Source organism: Polaromonas sp. SP1 (assembly GCF_003711205.1).
Classification (GTDB): Bacteria; Pseudomonadota; Gammaproteobacteria; order Burkholderiales; family Burkholderiaceae_C; genus Polaromonas.
On record NZ_CP031013.1, the window covers coordinates 2,507,133 to 2,526,494 of the forward strand.

Annotated in this window: 13 protein-coding genes; 5 read left to right on the plus strand and 8 right to left on the minus strand. The window is 64.8% G+C overall.

Annotated features, from left to right (window positions below; genetic code table 11):
- Positions 1-170: 170 nt before the first annotated feature.
- Positions 171-689: a DUF1569 domain-containing protein gene (locus DT070_RS11865; protein WP_122955583.1), complete on the plus strand. Its 519-nt coding sequence runs from the start codon at positions 171-173 to the stop codon at positions 687-689.
- 19 nt (positions 690-708) lie between these two features.
- Here the strand turns inward: DT070_RS11865 and DT070_RS11870 are convergent, their stop codons facing one another.
- Entirely contained in the window at positions 709-1,995 is a 1,287-nt protein-coding gene (locus DT070_RS11870) for a DNA polymerase IV (protein ID WP_122955584.1), read from the minus strand.
- Between the two features lie 196 nt (positions 1,996-2,191).
- On the opposite strand from DT070_RS11870, the gene DT070_RS11875 reads away from it, so the two are divergent.
- Positions 2,192-3,091 carry a c-type cytochrome gene (locus DT070_RS11875; RefSeq protein ID WP_122955585.1) on the plus strand — a complete coding sequence of 300 codons (900 nt, stop codon included), beginning with the start codon at positions 2,192-2,194 and terminating at the stop codon, positions 3,089-3,091.
- Between the two features lie 115 nt (positions 3,092-3,206).
- Here the strand turns inward: DT070_RS11875 and DT070_RS11880 are convergent, their stop codons facing one another.
- The gene (locus DT070_RS11880; protein ID WP_122955586.1) at positions 3,207-3,818 is read right to left on the minus strand and encodes an NAD(P)H-dependent oxidoreductase; all 612 of its coding nucleotides are present in this window, start codon (positions 3,816-3,818) and stop codon (positions 3,207-3,209) included.
- Between the two features lie 91 nt (positions 3,819-3,909).
- Between DT070_RS11880 and DT070_RS11885 the strand changes: the two genes are divergently transcribed.
- Positions 3,910-4,536, plus strand: coding sequence for a TetR/AcrR family transcriptional regulator (locus tag DT070_RS11885; RefSeq protein WP_122955587.1), 627 nt, complete (start codon positions 3,910-3,912; stop codon positions 4,534-4,536).
- A 73-nt stretch (positions 4,537-4,609) separates the two neighbouring features.
- Here the strand turns inward: DT070_RS11885 and DT070_RS11890 are convergent, their stop codons facing one another.
- Both DT070_RS11890 and DT070_RS11895 read right to left on the minus strand, forming a co-directional pair.
- Complete coding sequence (locus DT070_RS11890) at positions 4,610-5,101, minus strand: DUF3455 domain-containing protein (RefSeq protein WP_122955588.1); 492 nt, start codon at positions 5,099-5,101, stop codon at positions 4,610-4,612.
- A gap of 85 nt (positions 5,102-5,186) precedes the next feature.
- Positions 5,187-6,029, minus strand: a complete 843-nt coding sequence (locus tag DT070_RS11895; protein WP_122955589.1) for a class I SAM-dependent methyltransferase — start codon at positions 6,027-6,029, stop codon at positions 5,187-5,189.
- Between the two features lie 113 nt (positions 6,030-6,142).
- Here DT070_RS11895 and DT070_RS11900 point away from each other — a divergent pair, with 113 nt between their 5' ends.
- Together DT070_RS11900 and DT070_RS11905 are read left to right on the plus strand one after the other, a co-directional pair.
- Complete coding sequence (locus DT070_RS11900) at positions 6,143-7,183, plus strand: AraC family transcriptional regulator (protein WP_228778510.1); 1,041 nt, start codon at positions 6,143-6,145, stop codon at positions 7,181-7,183.
- 147 nt (positions 7,184-7,330) lie between these two features.
- Positions 7,331-8,470, plus strand: coding sequence for a PHB depolymerase family esterase (locus DT070_RS11905; RefSeq protein ID WP_164483751.1), 1,140 nt, complete (start codon positions 7,331-7,333; stop codon positions 8,468-8,470).
- Between the two features lie 54 nt (positions 8,471-8,524).
- Here DT070_RS11905 and DT070_RS11910 read toward each other — a convergent pair whose 3' ends face one another.
- The 4 genes from DT070_RS11910 to DT070_RS11925 form a co-directional block, all read right to left on the minus strand.
- Complete coding sequence (locus DT070_RS11910; protein ID WP_122955591.1) at positions 8,525-9,673, minus strand: alpha-hydroxy acid oxidase; 1,149 nt, start codon at positions 9,671-9,673, stop codon at positions 8,525-8,527.
- Between the two features lie 118 nt (positions 9,674-9,791).
- Positions 9,792-10,976 carry a YgcG family protein gene (locus tag DT070_RS11915; protein ID WP_164483752.1) on the minus strand — a complete coding sequence of 395 codons (1,185 nt, stop codon included), beginning with the start codon at positions 10,974-10,976 and terminating at the stop codon, positions 9,792-9,794.
- Between the two features lie 44 nt (positions 10,977-11,020).
- Positions 11,021-13,288, minus strand: coding sequence for a penicillin-binding protein 1C (pbpC, locus tag DT070_RS11920; protein ID WP_122955593.1), 2,268 nt, complete (start codon positions 13,286-13,288; stop codon positions 11,021-11,023).
- Positions 13,285-19,263 (minus strand): alpha-2-macroglobulin, encoded by a 5,979-nt coding sequence (locus tag DT070_RS11925; protein ID WP_122955594.1) that lies wholly within the window; start codon positions 19,261-19,263, stop codon positions 13,285-13,287. Before DT070_RS11925 ends, pbpC begins: the two co-directional genes overlap by 4 nt.
- Between the last annotated feature and the right edge of the window lie 99 nt (positions 19,264-19,362).

The following is a 19,362-nucleotide window of genomic DNA, read 5'->3' on the forward strand; positions in this document are numbered from 1 at the left end:
CTTGTGGTGCTGTATTGAAGGGTGACTGTGGACGCGCCATTGTGGAGACGCCCGCAGCACAGGGCCTGTAGGACTCAACCTTTTGATGACCCTGCCCGGGTTCTGATCTTCACCTTGCGGCCGGTGCGCAGGCCGGTGCTTCATGAGGCGCCGCTGCTACCATCGCAGCCATGAAACGCCGCGACTTTCTTGCCGCCACCACGCTGGTTCTGACCGGCGGTTTTGCCATGGCCGATGTGCCCAAAGTCCAGTCGCTGGATGACGCGCTGCGCTGGCTGGACAGGCTGGACCAGGCCGCCGGCGCCAAAACCACCGGCCAATGGCCCCTGGTGTCGGTGCTGGAGCACATGGCGCAGAGCGTCGAGATGAGCCTGGACGGGTTTCCGCAGCCGAAAAGCGCGATGTTCCAGAACACAGCCGGTGCGGCGGCGTTTGCTTTTTTCAAATGGCGCGGGCAGATGAGCCACAGCCTGAGCGAGCCCATCCCGGGCGCGGCGGCGCTCAGCCGTGACGGCGACTGGCATGCCGCATCGGCGCGCTTGCGCGCTGCCATCGCGCGTTTCACCGCGCACCAGGGGCCGCTGAAGCCGCACTTTGCTTATGGCGCGCTCAGCAAGGCTGATTTTTCACGGGCCCACACTTTTCACATCGCCAATCACCAGGATGAAATTGTCCTCGTGGCGCGTTAAGTGGCGCGGTCATGATGCGCTAGAACAGCTGGTCAGTTGCTATCGTTTCAGGAGCGCCTTGCCCAGGCGCCATCTGGGCCGCAGGCACTTTTTGTTCATAAACGCCTTCTTCGCCGGCTCGCGCCAGCGTTGAGGCCCGCACCCCCAGCAAACGCAGCTTTTTCTCCAGCGGCACACGCTTGAGGCAAAGACCCGCGATCTTGCGGATGGTCGGGCCGTCCGAGGTGTAGGTCTCCGCGGTCTGGTCGCGTGTGGCGATCTTGAAATCGTCATAACGCAGCTTGATGCCGATGGTTTTGGCGACATAACCTTTGCGCTGCAGGTCGTCGCCCAGGCGCAGGCACAGGTCGGTGAAGATGGCGCCCAGCGCGGCCTTGTCGCGCACCGCATGCAGGTCGCGGTCGAAGGTGGTTTCGCGGCTCATGCTGACCGGCTCGCTCTCCGTCACCACCGGGCGGTCGTCGCGGCCCCAGGCGGCCTCGTGCATCCAGGCGCCGGTGGCCTTGCCGAAGTTGTCGACCAGCCAGCCCGGGTCTTGCGCGGCCAGCTCGCCAATGGTGTGCACATGCAGTTTGGCCAGCTTCTCGCCGGCCTTGGGGCCGATGCCGTTGATTTTTCGCACATGCAGCGGCCAGATTTTTTCCTGCAGGTCCGACTCGTAAATGATGGAGATGCCGTTGGGCTTGTTGAACTCGCTCGCCATCTTGGCCAGCAGTTTGTTGGGCGCCACGCCGACCGAGCAGGTCAGGCCGGTGACGTCAAAAATCGCTTTCTGGATCAACCGCGCCAGCACGCGCCCGCCTTCGCGCTGGCCGCCGGGCACGTCGGTGAAGTCGATGTAGACCTCGTCCACGCCGCGGTCCTGCATCAACGGTGCGATGCCGGTGATGGTGGATTTGAAGAGCTGCGAGTACTTGCGGATCTCCGCAAAATCCACCGGCAGCACGATGGCCTGCGGGCAGAGTTTGGCGGCCTTCATCATGCCCATGGCCGAGCCCACGCCGAACTGCCGCGCCGCATAGGTGGCCGTGGTGATGACGCCGCGGCCCACATAGTCCTTGAGCAGCGGAAAGTTTTCGACCGGGATAAAACGCAACGCCCGCTCGCCCTGTGCGGCGAGCAGTTCTTCATCGACCCTGCGCCGCCCGCCGCCTATCACCACCGGCAGGCCCTTTAACTGCGGATAGCGCAGCAGCTCGACGGACGCAAAAAAAGCGTCCATGTCGAGGTGGGCAATGCGGCGGATTTTGGGTGGGGTGGAAGGGGGCGGGGCACTCACCCGGCAAGCATAGCAATTCGAGCTCATTGGCACTGCAGGCCCGACACGATTTGGCCCTATTTGGTGCCCTCTCCCTCGCTCGCCCAGGCAAATATTTCCGCTGTCATTTTCTTGGGGGGCTTCTAAAATCCCGCCTTTGCCAAAAAACAGCACAAGCGTGCGAATGTGATGCGGGGCTTCGGCATGCAGGCCCGCACTCCATAACAAGACAAGGAAAGATGCGATGAAGCGATGGATCAAATGGACCGCGGGCCTGGTGAGTGCGGCGGTGGTGCTGGTGGCCGGCGTGGCCGTGGTCGGCAGCCAGATGGCCGAGAGCAAAAGCCAGCGGCAGATCAAGGTAAGCGTGTTGCCGGTGGCCATCCCGGCCACGGCCCAGGCGCTGGAGCGCGGCGCCTATCTCTACAACTCGCGCGGTTGCGCCGATTGCCACGGCGCGGCCGGCGCCGGCCGTGAATTCATGAACGACGGCAAGATGCGCCTGGCCGGCCCCAACATCACACCGGGCGAAGGCAATGTGGTGGCGCGCTACACGCCTGAAGACTGGGTGCGCACCGTGCGCCATGGCGTCAAGCCCGACGGCCGTCCGGTCTTTGTCATGCCCAGTGAGGACTACAACCGCCTGACCGATGAAGACCTGGGCGCGTTGGTGGCGTACGTGAAAAGCCTGCCGCCCAAGATGGGCGGGGCCGCCGTCATGGACTTGCCCCTGCCGGTGCGCGTGCTCTACGCCTTTGACGCGATCAAGGACGCCGCGCAAAAAATCGACCACACGCTACCGCCGGCCAAGCCGATTGCCGAAGGCGTGACGGCGGCGCACGGCGCTTATGTGGCCAATATGTGCATCGGCTGCCACGGCGCCACGCTGGCCGGCGGCAAGATCCCCGGCGGCCCGCCCGACTGGGCGCCCGCCGCCAACCTGACGCCCGGCGAAGGCAGCGTGATGCCGCGCTACAAGGACGCCGACGCCTTTGTCGCCATGCTGCGCAACGGCAAACGCCCCGACGGCACGGTGATCACCGTGATGCCGTTTGAGTCGCTGCGTGCGCTCAACGATGTGGACGCGCAGGCGCTGTATGCGTATTTGAAGACGGTGCCGGCCAAGCCGTTTGGGCAGCGATAAAGTAGGGATGAAGAAGGGCCGTGGTAATAGTCAAATTGGCCTCCAGCCCTTTATCCGCATGGACGGTTAGCTATTAAAACCATAGCAATAGCCGGGTGAAGGCCGGCGCCACCGTCTAGGCTGCCACTTCAACCTTGCTGGATTCGAAAATTTCCCGGCCAACATTCCGCGCGGTTTCCAGGTCAGCAGCCCGTGCTGAATCGTCCAGGCCGATCAGAAGCGTCGATGTCAGCACCTTGGCGCCGCAGTAGTCGAAGATTCCTTCGTCGATCTGTTTCTTCATCGCATCCTGGTAGCCGTACTTCTGGTAGGTTTTCAGATCGGCCGCGCCGTGGGCGACCAGGTGAACAGGCAGGCGCCGCAGCTTCTTTACCACCCGGAGGTCTGCGCCATAGTCGTACGCCCAGCCGTTGGTGAGCACGCGGTCTATCCAGCCCTTGAGGAGCCCGGGCATGGACCACCAGTACACCGGGTAGACCAGCACCAGCGAGTCTGCGCGGTCAACCCTTTTCTGCTCGGCAATGACGTCATCGGCCGGCAGCGCCTCCTTGTTGCTCACGTCAACGTCGTTGCGGGTAAAGCGCGGGTCAAAACCCTCCGCGGCGAGGTCGGCGATCTCGGCCGTGTGGCCGCTGTCATTCATCGCCACGCCTTGCGCGACCTGCGCGGCAATGCCGTGGCTGAAAGACTGGGGATTGGGATGTGAGAGGACAATCAGCGCGTGCATACAAAAAGCTCCTTGATCGAGAATGGTGAAATGAAAGTGGCGAGACGATGAATCCGGGATGCCTTTCTTTATATACCTTTAGTACATAACCATGTCGACGAGCAGGAAATCCGATGCAGGCGCGGCCGCGCCACAGCGCCGCCGCCTTTTGCGCGACGACCGTTACCGCCAGCTGATAGACGTGGCCTGGCAGCTTGTGCGCCAGGAGGGCACCGACGCGCTGACGCTGGGCCGCCTGGCCGAGAGCGCCGGCGTTACCAAGCCGGTGGTGTACGACCATTTCGCCACGCGCAACGGCCTGCTGGCCGCGCTCTACCGCGAGTTTGACGACCGCCAGACTGCCCTCATCGACGTTGCCCTGGAGGCGAGCGAGAAGACTTTGGCGGGGCGTGCCATGGTGATTGCCGAGTCTTATGTGAACTGCGTGGTCGCGCAGGGGCGCGAGCTGCCGGGCGTGATCTCGGCGCTGGCCAGTTCACCGGAGCTTCAGCTGGTCAAAAGCGAATGCGAAGCGGCCTTTATGGAAAAGTGCCGCGCGGTGCTGGCGCCTTTTGCCGAACAGGGCCAGGTCGGCTTTGCCGGGCTCAGGGCCATGCTGGGCGCGGCCGAAGCGCTGTCGTTTTCAGCCACCGCAAATGAGATCAGCGCCGAGGAGGCCAAGGACGAGTTGTCACGGACCATTGTTGACATGGTGTCGCGGCCCAAGGTAGGGCGCTGAGAAGGGACCACGCCCCATCTCGGTGATGCAGGCCTGACTGCAATTCACTGCATGCCGTGCAGTGAAAACCTCCTTAAAGACGGGGTACGTGCAAAACGTAATCAGCCCGGTACGCGATGTTCACGCGCTGGCCCAACGCGCCAGCACTGCAGCCATCGGCCGGCGGCTGCCCGCCCACGGTCTCAATCCGCTGCACGCTGCTGACGCGTGCGAACGCGCCGGCAGGGCCGTCGTTCTTCGCCGTCAGCAGCAGCCAAGGGATGGCCCCGGCTCGCGGCGAATCCATCCGGCTGCGCACGGTGCCGGTAAAGCGGCTGCCGTCTTCATGCTGCCAGAAGGGGCCGGCGCCGTGTTTGCCGATGCGGCGTCCGGTGCCGTCAAACAGGTCGGCCTCGGGTGCGACAAAGGCCCACGCCGGTGCAGCACCCTGCGCGGCGCGGCACTCATAGATCTGCACGCCGTGGGCGGCGAGCGTCATCAGCGGCACTTCATCGGCAGGCGTCAGCGCGGAGGTACTGGCGCAGCCTGTGGCGGCTGCAGCCAGGGCCGAGGCGATGAGCGCCATGAAGGTGCGAGGGAGCCGTGCAAAACGCCCGAAACGCGCACCACGGCTAACGGTAGGAATTTTTCTCATCATTGGATTCACCCCATCAGCCCACGGTGATCACGGTTTCAGCGTATTCGCTGGGCACCACCAGGCCGCGGCCCTTGCCGACATCCAGCTCGTTGAGCAGTGCCAGGATGTCGCGCTCCAGCGCTGCCTGCCCGCCCGCATCCAGCGCGCCGAAGGCCTTGTGCGTCGGGCCGTAGTAGTCGCGAAAGATCTGCACAAAGTGCGCGGCCGAGCGGTAGCGGAAGTGGAACATCTTGCGCTTGACCTGGATGTCTTTGGCGCGCGGGCCGAACAGCGAAACGAGATGCGCCTCGGTGCCCCAGAGCGCCGGCGAGCGCACGCCTGCGGGCGGCGCCACGTGCGTGCCGATGATCTTGAACAGGCGGCCGATAAATCCCTCAGGCGTCCAGTTGGCCATGCCAATGCGGCCGCCGGGGCGCACCACACGGATCAGCTCGCGCGCGGCGCTGGCGTGGTCGGGCGCGAACATCACGCCGAAGGTCGACAGCGCTATGTCGAAGCTGCCCGCCTCATAGGGCAGCGCTTCGGCGTCGGCGACTTCGAAGTGCACGTCCAGGCCTTCGGCCCTGGCGCGGCCGCGGCCCTTGTCCAGCAGGGCCTGCACATAGTCGGTCGAGGTCACGTCGGCAAAGCGGCGCGCCGCGGCCAGCGTGGCGTTGCCGTTGCCGGCGGCCACGTCGAGCACGCGCTCACCGGATCGCACGTCGACGGCTTCAGCGAGTGTCTCGCCCACGATTTGCAGCGTGGTGCCGACGATGGTGTAATCCCCGCTGGCCCAGGTGGCCTGCTGGCGCTGCTTGATGGCGGCGTAGTCCGGCGCAGCGGCCGTTTTTTCGGGGGTGGCAGTGATGGATGTCATGTTGAGTACCTTTGGATTTAAGTCTGAATGGAATGAATGCCGGCATATCGTTTGCCGGTATGCCAATGATCGGCAGCAGCGCCTTTTGCCGCTTCACCCGTTGTCGCCGCGGCTTGACCGAAAGTCCGCCGCCGGGCGGTATTAATGCCATGAGCGAGCTGGACCCGCTTTCCGACGTGCTGCGCAGCGTGCGACTGCGCGGCTCGGTTTTCTTCCACGTCAGCTGCCGCGACCAGTGGTCGGCCTACGCGCCCCATTCAAACGAGATGGCCCCCATCTTGATGCCCGGGGCCGAGCACGTCATCGAGTACCACCTCTTCGTCAAGGGCGAGGGCTGGGTGGCCGTGGACGGCGAGCCCCCGCTGCGCATGCGGGAAGGAGACATCGTGATGCTGCCGCACGGCAATGCGCATGTGGTCTCCAGCGCGCCCGGCGTGGAGCCGGCGCCTGAAGGCGACTGGCTCTTCAGGATGCGCGACGACCCGAAACCCATTCCCATCACCTACCGCGGCGGCATGTTCGAGGCAGGCACCGGGCTGCCGCCCGATGATGCGAGTACGGTCATCCTGTGTGGCTTTATCGCGTGCGACCTGAAGCCCTTTAACCCGCTGATCAATGCCTTGCCCAAGCTGCTGCACCTGTCCGCTGAAGCCGTTGGCGACTGGGTGGCGCCCATGCTTCAACAGGCTGCCTCCGAATCCCTTGAGCGCCGCCCCGGCCGCGCGGCGCTGTTGCAGCGCGTCAGCGAGATGGTGTTTGTCGACGGCGCCCGGCGCTACCTGGACTCGCTGCCGGAGGAGGCACAAGGCTGGCTGGGTGCCCTGCGCGACCGCCAGGTCGGCCGCGCCATCACGCTGATGCACAGCCACCCCGCCGAGCCCTGGACGCTGGAAGAACTCGGCCAGCGCGCCGGCATCTCGCGCTCAGCCCTGCACGAACGCTTTGTTGCACTGACGGGCCTGGCGCCCATGCAGTACCTGACCAACTGGCGCATGCAATGCGGCGCACGCCTGCTGCGCGAAGGCCATGCCAGCGTTGCCGCGGTGGCGCTTGAAGTGGGGTATGACTCGGAGGCGGCGTTCTCACGCGCTTTCAAGCGCGCGACGGAGATGCCGCCCGGGGCATGGCGGCGGGCGCAGCTGCAGACGGCGTGATCGCCGTGACCGGCGCCAAAGGCAGGCGCTCCATGCGGCCTTGTGCAGGCTGATGGGTTGGTTCAGGGGTACAAAGTTACGTTTCGCCCCCATTGCTAAAGCGGTACCGTGCCCAATATGCTGCAATGCAACATAAATGGAGCATTGATGGCACTCTTTCCTGACTTTCTGGCCAAAGCCAAAGCCCTGACGACCCAGGGCAAATTGATGGAGGCGACGCGCGCCATCCAGCAAGGCCTGGGCTTTCGCCCCCAGACCAGTCCTCGCCCGGCGCAAGCCGCTGTCTATCGTGAGACGCTTGAATCACCCGTGCAAACCCCGCGCGTGTTCACGCCGGCGCATGCCGATGAAAACGCCACTGACGTGGCGTTTCGCGAGACGGTGCGCCACACGCCGGAAACCGAGGCACCCACCCGGCCTTCACGTGGCCCGTCCTCATTTGACCTTCACGTTTTTGAACAGGGGCAGACCCGGTACGCCTACCGCCTGTTTGTTCCTGCAAGGGTCGACGACTCCCCCATCCCCCTGGTGGTGATGCTTCATGGGTGCAAACAGGATTCGGCAGATTTCGCCAACGGGACAGCGATGAACGAAATCGCTGAACGCGAAAAATTCATGGTCCTGTATCCGGAGCAGCCCCGCACGGCCAACAGCATGGGGTGCTGGAACTGGTTTGATCCCGCCCATCAGTCCCGGGGCCAGGGTGAGCCCGCCATGATTGCTGCGCTGACAAGGCAGGTGGCTTCTACCCACGGCGTGGACCCGGCAAGAATCTACGTTGCCGGGTTGTCCGCCGGCGCCGCGATGGCCGCTCTCATGGGGCAGCTCTATCCGGAGATTTACGCGGCGGTCGGCGTCCACTCCGGTCTGGCCCCGGGCGCTGCGCACAGCGTTGCGTCCGCTTTCTCCGCCATGTCGAAAGGCCCGGGGCCTCGCGCAAAAACGGCGGCCATCGGTATCCCCGTGATCATCTTCCAGGGCTCGGGCGATTCCACCGTAGCGCAGTCGAATGCAGACGCCATCATTCAATCCGAACTCGCGGCGTGGTCATCGAAAGGATCTGCGTTGGCCCAAAACGAGAAGGCCATAGAGGCCGCGGGCCAGCGGCTGTCAACCGCCACCGTATGGTCAGACGGGACAGGAAAACCCATCGTCGAGTCCTGGGCGATTGACGCCGGGCCTCATGCCTGGGCGGGTGGCCATGCCAGCGGGTCGTTCACGGACCCCAAGGGCCCGAACGCCTCGCGCGCGATGGTGGCGTTTTTCCAAAGGCACACCAAGGCGTAAGCGCGGAGTCTGGCTGTGATTGCCGCAGCGCGTCCTGCTGCAGGACGGCCAGGCTCAGTAAGTCCCCGGCACAAAAATGCTGGTGTCCACCGACTTGATGTCGGTGCGCCCGCAAAAGGCCATGGTCAGGTCCAGTTCTTTGTGGATGATCTCCAGCGCTTTGGTGACGCCTTCTTCGCCCATGGCGCCCAGGCCGTAGAGGAAAGCGCGGCCGATGTAAGTGCCTTTGGCGCCGAGGGCGATCGCTTTGAGTGCGTCCTGGCCGGAGCGGATGCCGCCGTCCATGTGGACTTCGATCTGGTTGCCGACGGCGGCCACGATTTCGGGCAGGCACGAGATGGAGGACATTGCGCCGTCGAGCTGGCGGCCGCCGTGGTTGGAAACGACCAGCGCATCCGCGCCTGAGTTGACGGCGAGTTTGGCGTCTTCCACGTCCTGGATGCCCTTGAGGATCAGCTTGCCGCCCCAGCGCTTCTTGATCCATTCCACGTCACCCCAGTTCAGGGCCGGGTCAAACTGCTTGGCTGTCCACTGTGACAGCGAGCCCATGTTTTCGACGCCCTTGACGTGGCCGACGATGTTGCCGAAGCCGTGGCGTTGGGTGCCCAGCATGCCCAGGCCCCAGCGCGGTTTGGTCATCAGGTTGAGGATGGTTGAAAGGGTGGGCTTGGGCGGCGCGCTCAGGCCGTTCTTCAAATCCTTGTGGCGCTGGCCGAGGATCTGCAAATCGAGCGTGAGCACCAGCGCCGAGCAGTTGGCGGCCTTGGCGCGGTCGATCAGCGCTTCGATAAAGGCGCGGTCTTTCATCACGTAAAGCTGGAACCAGAAGGGGTGGCGGTCGGTGCCGGCGGCCACGTCTTCGATGGAGCAGATGCTCATGGTCGACAGCGTGAAGGGGATGCCGAATTTTTTGGCTGCGCGTGCGCCCAAAATTTCGCCGTCGGCGTGTTGCATGCCCGTCAGGCCCGTGGGTGCGATCGCCACCGGCATGGCCACCGGCTGGCCGATCATGGTGGTGGCCGTGCTGCGGTTTTCCATGTTGACGGCCACGCGCTGGCGCAGCTTGATCTTCTGGAAATCGCTTTCGTTGGCGCGGTAGGTGCTTTCCGTCCACGAGCCGGAGTCGGCGTAGTCGTAAAACATGCGGGGCACCCGCTTTTTGGCCAGAACGCGCAGGTCTTCGATATTGGTGATCACGGGCACGGTGCTTGTCTCCTAGGTTCCCAATCCTAAGGGTTTGGGCTAGCCGGCGATTGAATAAATTTTGGCGGGCCACAAATTATTTCAATCTGGCCGCTGCGGCCACGGCACGGCTCGACTCCTACCAACTGCCTGAAGAGCCGCCGCCGCTGCTGGAGCCGCCCGACGAACTGCGGCTGCTGTAACTGGAGCTTGAGCTGGAACTGCTGCCCGATGAGCTGCTACCGCCGCGCCCGCTGCTGCCGCTGACGCCGCCCGGGAAGAAGCCGAACAGCATCGCCAGCCCGAATGCCAGGCCTGTCGGCAGCCAGGATTCCCAGTCAGTGAAAAGCAGGTCTGGCGGGTTTTGAAACGCCACATACCCCACGACGCCGGCCACCAGTGCGCTGCGCACGCCGAGCTCCACCAGGCTTCGTTGGCCGGCCATGCGGATCCCCATGCCAATCAGGCCGAGCAGCAGGCAGGCGATGCCGCCCCCTGCGGCGTAGAGCAAGCCCAGGCCGACCTTCTCGGCGCCCACCTCATACGCAATGCCGACCAGAAGAGCGACCACAACCACAAAACCCGCCGTAGCAAGCCGCACCGAGCGAAAGCGGCCACAGCAGAAGCCCCACGCAAACATCAACGGAGCCGGGAAAGAAAATAGAACCAACCCCATGACAGGGTCCCTCAGGACAATCCCAGCCACTATAGGCATGGCGGCGAGCACGCCCACCGTCACCGGCCACTTCCAGGGGTAGCGCGCGCGAAGTACGCCCACCCCAAAACCCCACAGCATCGCAGCAAAAAACGCCCAGCCAAAAGCCGTGACGTAGCCATTGCGCGGCTCGATCGGTGGCACATCGCCACGCACCAGGGCGCCGATGCGGCTGATAGCCGCTTCCAGCCCGCCGGCATAGTCCTTGGCCTGAAAGCGCGGCTTCATGTCCTGGTCAATGATGCGGCCCGCCAGCACGTCGGGCACGGTGCCTTCCAGGCCCTGGCCCACTTCGATGCGCATGCGCTTGTCCTCCAGCGCCACCAGGATCAGGATGCCGTCGTCGCGCTGGCTGTCGCCGGGTTTCCATTTCTCGAACACGCGCGTGGCGTATTCCTCGATGGCGTCTTCGCCGGTGGTCGGCAGCATGAAGACGGCCACCGCCGTGCGCGTGTCGGCCTCGAGTGCCAGGATCTGTTCGTTCAAGGCTGCGGCCTGTGCTGCGCTCAGTGTGCCGGTGGTGTCGAGCACGCGCGCGCTGTAGGGCGGCACGGGCACGGGTGCGGCCATCGCAGCGCTCGCCAGCACGCACAGCGCGGCCCCTAGCAAAGCCAGAGTCCTGAAAAGGCGCTGTATGGTCGGGCTTGTGCAGGTCAACGGACGGCCGCTCCGCTGCCACGCACACTGGCCTCCCGCACACCGGCGCCGCGCACTTCCAGCTTGATCTCGTCGGCCACCTTGCCACCGGCATCGACCAGTTGCACCACATGCCGGCCCGGCCAGGGCATCCACTGCGCCTGCGGGCCGCGGGCAAACTCCTTGCCGTCCATCAGCCAGCGGGTGCCGCGGCCCTCAGCGCTGAAGCTCACGCGCTGGTGTTTGGGCGGGATGTCCGGGTCCAGCGCAATGATGGTGCCCGAGGCGGGGGCGGTGATGCGGGGCGGGGCGTCGGGCTCGGCAGCCGGTTTTCTTGAGGATTTTTGGCCTCTAGCCAAGGTGGCGCCTTGGGTTTCTGCTCCTGAATTGATAGCAAAAACCGTTTGCTCGGTGCCCTGCAGGAACCACTCGCTGCGCGCCGCCTCGAGCGGCTGGGCGCCCTGGTTGCCGAATTGCGTGCGGCTTTGCACCAGGCCGGCGGGCGGCGCGGGCGCGCGGCTGCGTTCGGTTTTGTGGAGGTAATTCATCACGGCTGCCCAGATGGGCGCTGCGCCGCTGGTGCCGCTCACGTCCCACATCGGCGCGCCGCTGGCGTTACCCACCCACACGCCCACGGTGTAGCGCTGTGAGAAACCCATGGCCCAGTTGTCGCGCATGTCTTTGCTGGTGCCGGTTTTCACGGCCGTCCAGAAGCGGGTCGCCAGGATGCTGTCGGTGCCGAAGGTGCGGGCGCGCGCCATCGGGTCGGCCATGATGTCGGTGGCGATAAAGGCGGCGCGCGCATCCAGCGCCGGCGTGAAGACAGGTTTCGGGTTCTTCGCCAGCGAAGGCGCGCTGTAGCGCCCGCCGTTGGCCAGCGTGCGGTAGGCGTTGGCCAGCGACAGCAAGGACACCTCACTGCTGCCCAGCGCCAGGCTGTAGCCGTAGTAGTCGCCCGACTCCTTCAGCGGCAGGCCGACGGCCTTGAGCTGGCGGTGGAACGCGTCGGGCGACACCATTACCAGCGTGCGTACGGCGGGCACGTTAAGCGAAGCGCCCAGTGCGGTGCGCGCCGACACCAGGCCCTTGAACTGCCGGTCGTAGTTTTGCGGAATGTAGAGGCCACCGGCCGTCTGGATCTGCGACGAAGAGTCTTCCAGCAAAGAGGCGGCGGTGATGCGCTTTTCGGCAATCGCCTGGGCGTACAAAAAGGGTTTGAGCGTAGAGCCCGGCTGGCGCAGCGCCATCACGCCGTCGACCTCGGCTGCGCCGCTGAGTTCGCCTGACGAGCCGACCCAGGCGAGTACCTCGCCGGTGGCGTTGTCCAGCACCACGACGGCGCCGTCTTCGACGTGGCGGCCGCGCAGTTCGCGCAGTTGCTGCTGTAGCGTTTGTACGGCGAAGCGTTGCAGCGGCGCACGTGCGGTGGATGTGAGGGTACGCGGTGCGTTGGGGCCGCCTTTGGTTCCTGCAGTCTGTGCTGTTTGCGCTGCCACCAGCCTGCGCGCCAAATGCGGTGCCACCCCTTCACTCGCATCAAAGGCCCTGCGCTGCAACGCGGCCGCTGCATACAAATCCAGCCCCTCGCAATCGGCCTTGGCCGGTGCCTGCATGGTTTTGAGCACACCGCAAGCCCGCTGTGATACCTGCGCGGCCTTGGCGTTGGGCGCTCGCACCAGCGCCGCCGCAATCGCCGCCTCGCGCTCGTCCAGCCCGTGCGCGGCCTTGCCAAACAGCGTGCGGCTCAGCGCATCAATGCCCACCATCTCGCCGCGAAACGGCACGAGGTTGAGATACGCCTCCAGAATCTGGTCCTTGCGCCAGCGCGCTTCCAGCACCTGGGCCGACACGGTCTGGCCGACCTTCTGCACAATGCTGCGACCACCCGCGCCCGCACGCCAGTCTTCATCGAGCAAACCGGCCAATTGCATGCTCAGGGTCGAGGCGCCACGGGTTTTGGTGTTCCACAAATTGCCCCAAGCCGCGGCCGACACAGCCCGCCAGTCCACGCCACTGTGTTCGTAAAAACGTTTGTCTTCACTCAGCACCAGCGCCGTGCGCAGGGCAGGCGAGACATCCGGCAGCGCCACCCATTGGCCACGCCGCACGGCGCTGTCGGTGCGCAGGCGCTGGATGACTTCGCCGCTGCGGTCGAGGACGAGGGTGTCGGAGGGGCGGTAGTCGCGTTTTACTTCATCAAAAGTGGCTACAGCCCAGGCAGGACGTGCGCAAGCAGCTATCAAAAATATAGCGAAAAGGCTTGTCCTGGCAAGGCGTACTCTCACTTCGCCGCCTCCACCTTCACCCGCGCATTCGGCGCCTCGCCAAACATCTCGGGCGCGTACATCGCCTCCACCCGGCTGGGCGGCAGCGCGAAGTCGCCGACGTTGTTCAGGCGCACGGTGTATTCCATCTTCACCACGCCTTTGGGCAGGTATTCGTAATAGCTGCGGAAGGCTTCGAAGCTGCGTTCTTCAAACGCGGGCCAGCCCGTGCCGGTTTTCTTTTCGCCGCTGGTGGCGATTTCGGAGTCACGGCCCAGGCCGCCGCCCAGGATGGTGGCGCCGCCGGGCACCGGGTCGCTGATGACGACCCAGGTCATGTCGGCGCTGGCATTCACTTCCAGCGAGATGCGAATCACATCGCCGCGCGTGTAGATGCCTTTGACGGCCTGCTCCACCGGCGTGATGGTCTTCTTGATCTGGTAGCCGGCGTTGAACGGTGCCTTCAGCTGGATCGCCGCGATGGACTGCAGCGTGAGCCAGGGTTTGCCAGCACCTTGATGCGTCACTGTCAGCGTGTCTTTGGCCGCGCTTCCCCAAGGCAGGAACATGCTGTTGTTGCGCAGGTTGCCGGGCGAGGCTGGTGCGCCAAAGAAGGTGGTCTGGTTGGGGGCGCCGGCTGCGTCGGTGGTTTTGACGCGGTCGACTTTGGCCCAGTCCACGCTTGCCACACTGGCGGCAGCGGCGGCCAGCGTTGCCTTGGTCACGCCGGCGACGGGCGTGGCTTCAAACTTGGCGGAGAACTTGTCCAGCGCCAGGCCGCCCCACAGGTTGGCGGTGGTGGTGTGCCACGCGCCCTTTTGCTGGCGTGCGATAAAGCCGTTGGCGAGGCGCCCCATGTCGTCCTTCCAGGCCGGGTCGTCCATCACGGCCAGCATCAGGCGCGCGGTGTTGACGTCGCCATTGGTCATCAGCCACCACCAGTAATCATCCTTCTCGGTGCTGAAGATCAGCTTGGTGCCCTGAAAGGACAGGCGTGAACGCAGCACCTGGTTGGCTTCGGCGATGCGCTGCTCGCGCTGCGGCACGTCGGCCACGCGTTTGAGGATGTTGAGCCAGTCGATCACCGCGTGCGTGGGCCATTGGTTGGGCGCGATCGTGATGCTGCCCAGCATGCGGCCTTGCGCCTTGCCGTAGCGCGAGAGCGCCTCCAGCGCGGCCAGCTTGCGCACGTCCAGGTCTTTGCGCGGGCTCCAGAACTCGCGCTGGATGCGGCCTTCCACAAACGCGATCAGGCCGCGCTCCATGGGCGCGCGTGCATCGTCGGGCAGGGCAAAGGCCGGGTTGATGCCCGAGGCCTCATGCGTGGCGGCCAGCAGGTAGGCCGTCAATGCATCGCTGCCGCGGCTGGCTTCACCGTCGCGCGGCGGGAAGTAGTTGGCCAGGCCGTCGCTATCAAGGTAGCTGGGCAGTTGCGCCAGCACGTTTTGCCACAGTTTGCCGTCCCGCAGGCCAACGGATTTGCTGGTCTTTTGTTCCAGGCAGATAAAGGGGTAGTTGGCAAACCAGTCGCGCACGCCGTCCATGCCTTCGGCCAGCTTGGGCTGCAGCGACATCTTCAGGCCACCACGGCCAGGCAGGGCGTCGGCCGGCGGGTTCACGTCGATCGTGAAAGTGCCGTCGACTTGCATCAGCGTGGCCTGCTGCACCGTCAGGGGCACAGCCGGGATGATGCGCTGGCGGGCTTTCAGGCCGTCGCGCGCGCCGCTGATGGTGTCTTTGGCTTCGATCTCCCACAGGATGGCCTCGGCACGCGTCAGTGCAAGTTGCGCCGGTGCCGTGACCATCCAGGCCACTTCGCGTGCTTCACCGGCAGGGATGTCCACCGTTTGCGGCTTCAAATCGAGCAGCGTGGCGCGCGGGCTCACTTCCACTTTCATCGCGGCCTTGGTGGTGTTGCGTACCGTGATCTGCGCGCGGAACTGGTCGTCCTCGCGCACCAGCGGCGGCAGGCCGCTGATGATCTGCAGGTCTTGCGTGGCCTTGATGCTGGTCTGGCCGGTGCCGAAGAGGTTGGTGCCGCTGTCGGCCACTGCCACGATCTTGAAGGTGGTCAGTGCGTCATTGAGCGGCACCGTCACCACCGCCTGGCCGTTGGCGTCCAGCACGATGTTGGGGTTCCACAGCAGCAGGGTTTCGAGCAGCTCACGCGTGTTGCTGCGCCCGCCGCCGCCGCCGGCCGCCACGGCCTTGCGGCCATAGTGCCTGCGGCCGATGATTTCCATCTGCGCGGTCGAAGTTTCCACACCCCATGACCGGCGCCGCAGCATGGCGTCCAGCAAATTCCAGCTGTCGTTGGGCATCAGCTCCAGCAGGGCCTGGTCCACGGCAGCCAGCGCCACTTCCGCATTGGCGGCAGGCTGGCCGTTGGGCAGCCTGGCGGTGATGGTCACCTTGGCCTGGCCGCGCACGGCGTAGCTTTCTTTGTCGGCCTTCACGCTCACGTCGAGCTGGTGTGCCTTGGTGCCCACGCGGATTTCGGCCAGGCCCAGGCGGAAGGCGGGTTTGCTCAAGTCCACCAGCGCGGTGGGCGCCACGTATTCGCGGCCTTCGTACCAGAAGGAGGTCCACCATTCACGCGGCGCCTTGTAGCCCCAGGTGAAGAAGCTGTACCAGGGCACTTCACGCAGGCGGCCGCGCAGGGCCAGCACGCTGACATACACGTTCGGGCCCCAGCCTTCCTTGATTTGCAGGTTGATGGTCGGGTCCTGGCCGTTGAGCTGCACCACCTGCGTTTCGATGATGCCTTCGCGTTCAATCGCCACCAGCGCGGTGGCAAAACGGAAGGGCATGCGCACCTGGAACTTGGCCATCTCGCCGGGCTGGTAGCTCTTCTTTTCAGGCAGCACGTCCATGCGGTCATGGTCTTCACCGCCGAACCAGAGCTCGCCCTGGCGCGTGACGTACACATTGCCGGCGGCCTGGATGGTGTTGCCGTCCTTGTCTTTGGCCGTCACGATCAGTTCGACCTCGCCCGGCTCGCCGAGCTTGGTTTCGCACAGCAGCAGGCCGCGCGAGTCGCTCTTGCCGCTGCAGACGCTGCCGAGGTCTTTGGTCTCGGTCTTGTTGTCGTAGGTGTAGAAGCCGCCCACCATGCGCTTGCGGCTGGTGGTGGTGATGCGCGCCACGGCCTTCACCTCGAGCGATACGCCTGGGGCGATCTTGCCCGTCAGGTCCAGCGCCAGCGCCTGGAACTTGATCTTCTGGCTGCTCGACACCCAGCCTTCGGTCTTGATGCCGGCCACCACAGCGGCCGGCCAGACGGTCGAGACACTGCGGATGGTCTGTACCTCGCCGTTCGGGTCGGCGTAGGTGGCTTCCATCAGCAGCTCTTGCGGCTGCTTGTGTACGGGGATGTCGTTGATGGTGAGCTTGCCCGCGCCGTTGCGGTCCAGCGTCAGCGGCAGCTTGTCGGCGATGACGCGCTGGTCTTGCGAGGAAGTGGCCTCTTCATCGTCTGATCGGGCCGCCTGGTCGCGGTTGATGCGCGGCGGATTGAAGTTGAATTCCTCGAAGTCGCTGTAGCTCAGGTTTTTGGCGCGCACCAGGGCCGACACGCGTACCGGCAGGTTGACGGCGCCGCCGCCCGAGACGTAGTTGATCTGCACGTCAGTGGGCACAGCCTGCACATTGACCAGGGCTTTTTTCTCGGACGGGCTGATGCGGCCTTCGAGCACCGGCAGGCGGAACTCTTCGACGCGGAACTGCCCGCTGGCAAAGCTGCGGTTGCGGCCGCCCCGGCCCTCATTGCCGCTGTCGCCGCCGCCTTTGAGCTGCACCTCATACACGCCCAGCTTGGCCGCCGGCGGAATGGCAAAAGTGTTCTCGGCGCTTTGCCCGCCGGTGGCCGTCTTGCGCCAGGCGATGGGCTGGGTGTATTGCTGGCCGCTGCCCACGTGGGTGACGACGAAGGTGGCAGGTGCGACGTCCGGCAGGCCAAAGCCCTTGCTGGTCTCGGTGCGCAGCAGGTGTTTCATCGACACGGTTTCGCCGGCGCGGAACAGTGTGCGGTCAAAAATCGTGTGGGCTACGGCGTCGGGCATGGCGTCGCGGCTGGTCGGCACATTAAAGCGCCAGGGCTCAATGCCCTTGTGCCAGTCGCTCCAGGAGAAGGCCAGGTCTTCTACCCCGGCCACGGTGCTGCGTGCACTGACAAAGTAGGCGTTGCGGTAGTCCTCGCCCGAGCAGCGCGGCGGCTCTGACGACAGGCCGGCGAAGTTGGCAATGCCCTGTGCGTTGGTCACGGCCTTGGCCACCTCGGCGCCGCTGCAGCTGGAAACACGCACCGTGGCGCCCGCCACCGGCGTGCCTTTGTCCAGCGTGGTGACCCAGGCCAGCGAGTTCTCGCGGCCCAGCTTGAAGTGCACGCCGATGTTGGTGACCAGCGCCGAGGTGCGCACATACATGGTCCGGCTGTTGCCGTGGCGCTCATCGAGCAGCGAGCCGCCGAGTTTTTGTGAAGCGATTTCGACCACATGAAAGCCGGGCGCCAGCGGAATGCCGACAACCTCAAACGGCCGCGGGTCATTGCTCACCGGTTTGGGCAAGTCCAGCGTCTTCACGCCGGGCTGGCCGCCCAGCAGCGACACCATGCGCGACTGCACATAGTCCTTGTCCTGGTCCAGCGGCTTTGGCAAGGGGCCTTTCACGTCGGCTGCGGCCGCCTTACGGGAGACCTGGTACTCGTCATAACGCTGCACCTTGCGGAACCAGGCAATGATGTCGGCGTCGGTGCGGGGCTGCAGGTCGCTGACCTTGCCGGCCGGGGCGGCGCCGGGCAAACCAGGTGTAAGGCCCTTGATCGGCAATTGGGCTTCCACATTGCGCAGGGTGACGGGCAGCAGGGCCGGGTCGCCCGGCTTGGTGTTGGGCTCGGCATAGCGCTCAACGATGCCGAAGGGCGAGGCAGCGAACTTGGCCAGCGGCGGCATCGCGCCCGTGGCCACCTTCAGCGGAAAGTTCTCGGCGTTGCGCAGCGTGCGGCCCGAGGCATCCTTGAAGTCCCTGGGCAGCTCGATCGTGAATTGGGCTTGTTCGGGGAAGATGGGTTTGAAGGTCACACCGGTGACCACGTTGTCGCCGTCGGCGCTGCCTTCTTCAAACGTTGGTTTGAGCGTGTCTTTGTCACCCTTGAGGCGGATCGCCTCGGCCACCTTGCGCGGCACGGGCGCGTTGAAGTTCAGGCTCATGGGGCGCATCGGCAGGCAGGCGGCCTGGGCGTTTTCACGTTCGCAGTTAAAGCTGGCAGAGAACGGCTCGCGCACCTGGAAGTTGTAGCGCTTCTCGACCGAATTGGCGATGCCGCTGGGCGTGGCCACGCCCTTGCCGTACACCAGTTGCACCTTGGCTGCGGACGTCAGGCGGCGGTTGCAGGTCAGCGTGACATAACGCAGCGGGTCTTTGGCTGCGGCCTTGTCCAGGTTTTGGGACTTGAGCAGCTCGTCACGCTCCTTGCCCTCAATCAGCTTGACGGGCACGCGCTCGCCCAGGCCTTCGACATTGCACCAGACGTTTTCGCGGATGCTTTGCGCCGTGGCCGCGCCGTTGAGCTGCAGCAGGAAATACTGATCTTCGTCAATGCGCTGGTAGCTGCCCGGGCGCACGTTCTGGACAAAGGGGCCGCCGGTGTTGAACTTGTAGCTGGCCTTGCCGCTGACGGGCTGGCTTTTGGGCGACTGGAAGGTGCTGACCACATTGACCGTGCAGCTCACGCCGGGCGGCAGGTCGTTTTCAAATTCAAAAGCCCATTCGCGCTCGCTGATCCAGCGGCCCGAACCCTTGGTGGCTTGCGCGTCGCTGCAACTCAGCGAGAGTGGGGCGGGCGCTTTGGGGTCGCCGAAATTGACGGCACCCTCATCGAACTTGGCCACCAGCTGCCGCACACGGGCGATTTCGCCCTGCGGCGAGAGACTGATGATTTGCAGTGCATGGGCGTGCAGCGAGACCGCCGCGATCAGTGCCAGAGCGGCTTTTTTCATGTTGTGGCTCACGTTTCCTTCTCCTTGGGAAGGGCAAGGGTAGCCGATTTATATGTAACAAAATAGCTGCGACCCGGGGAAAAATCTCCCAACCAAGGG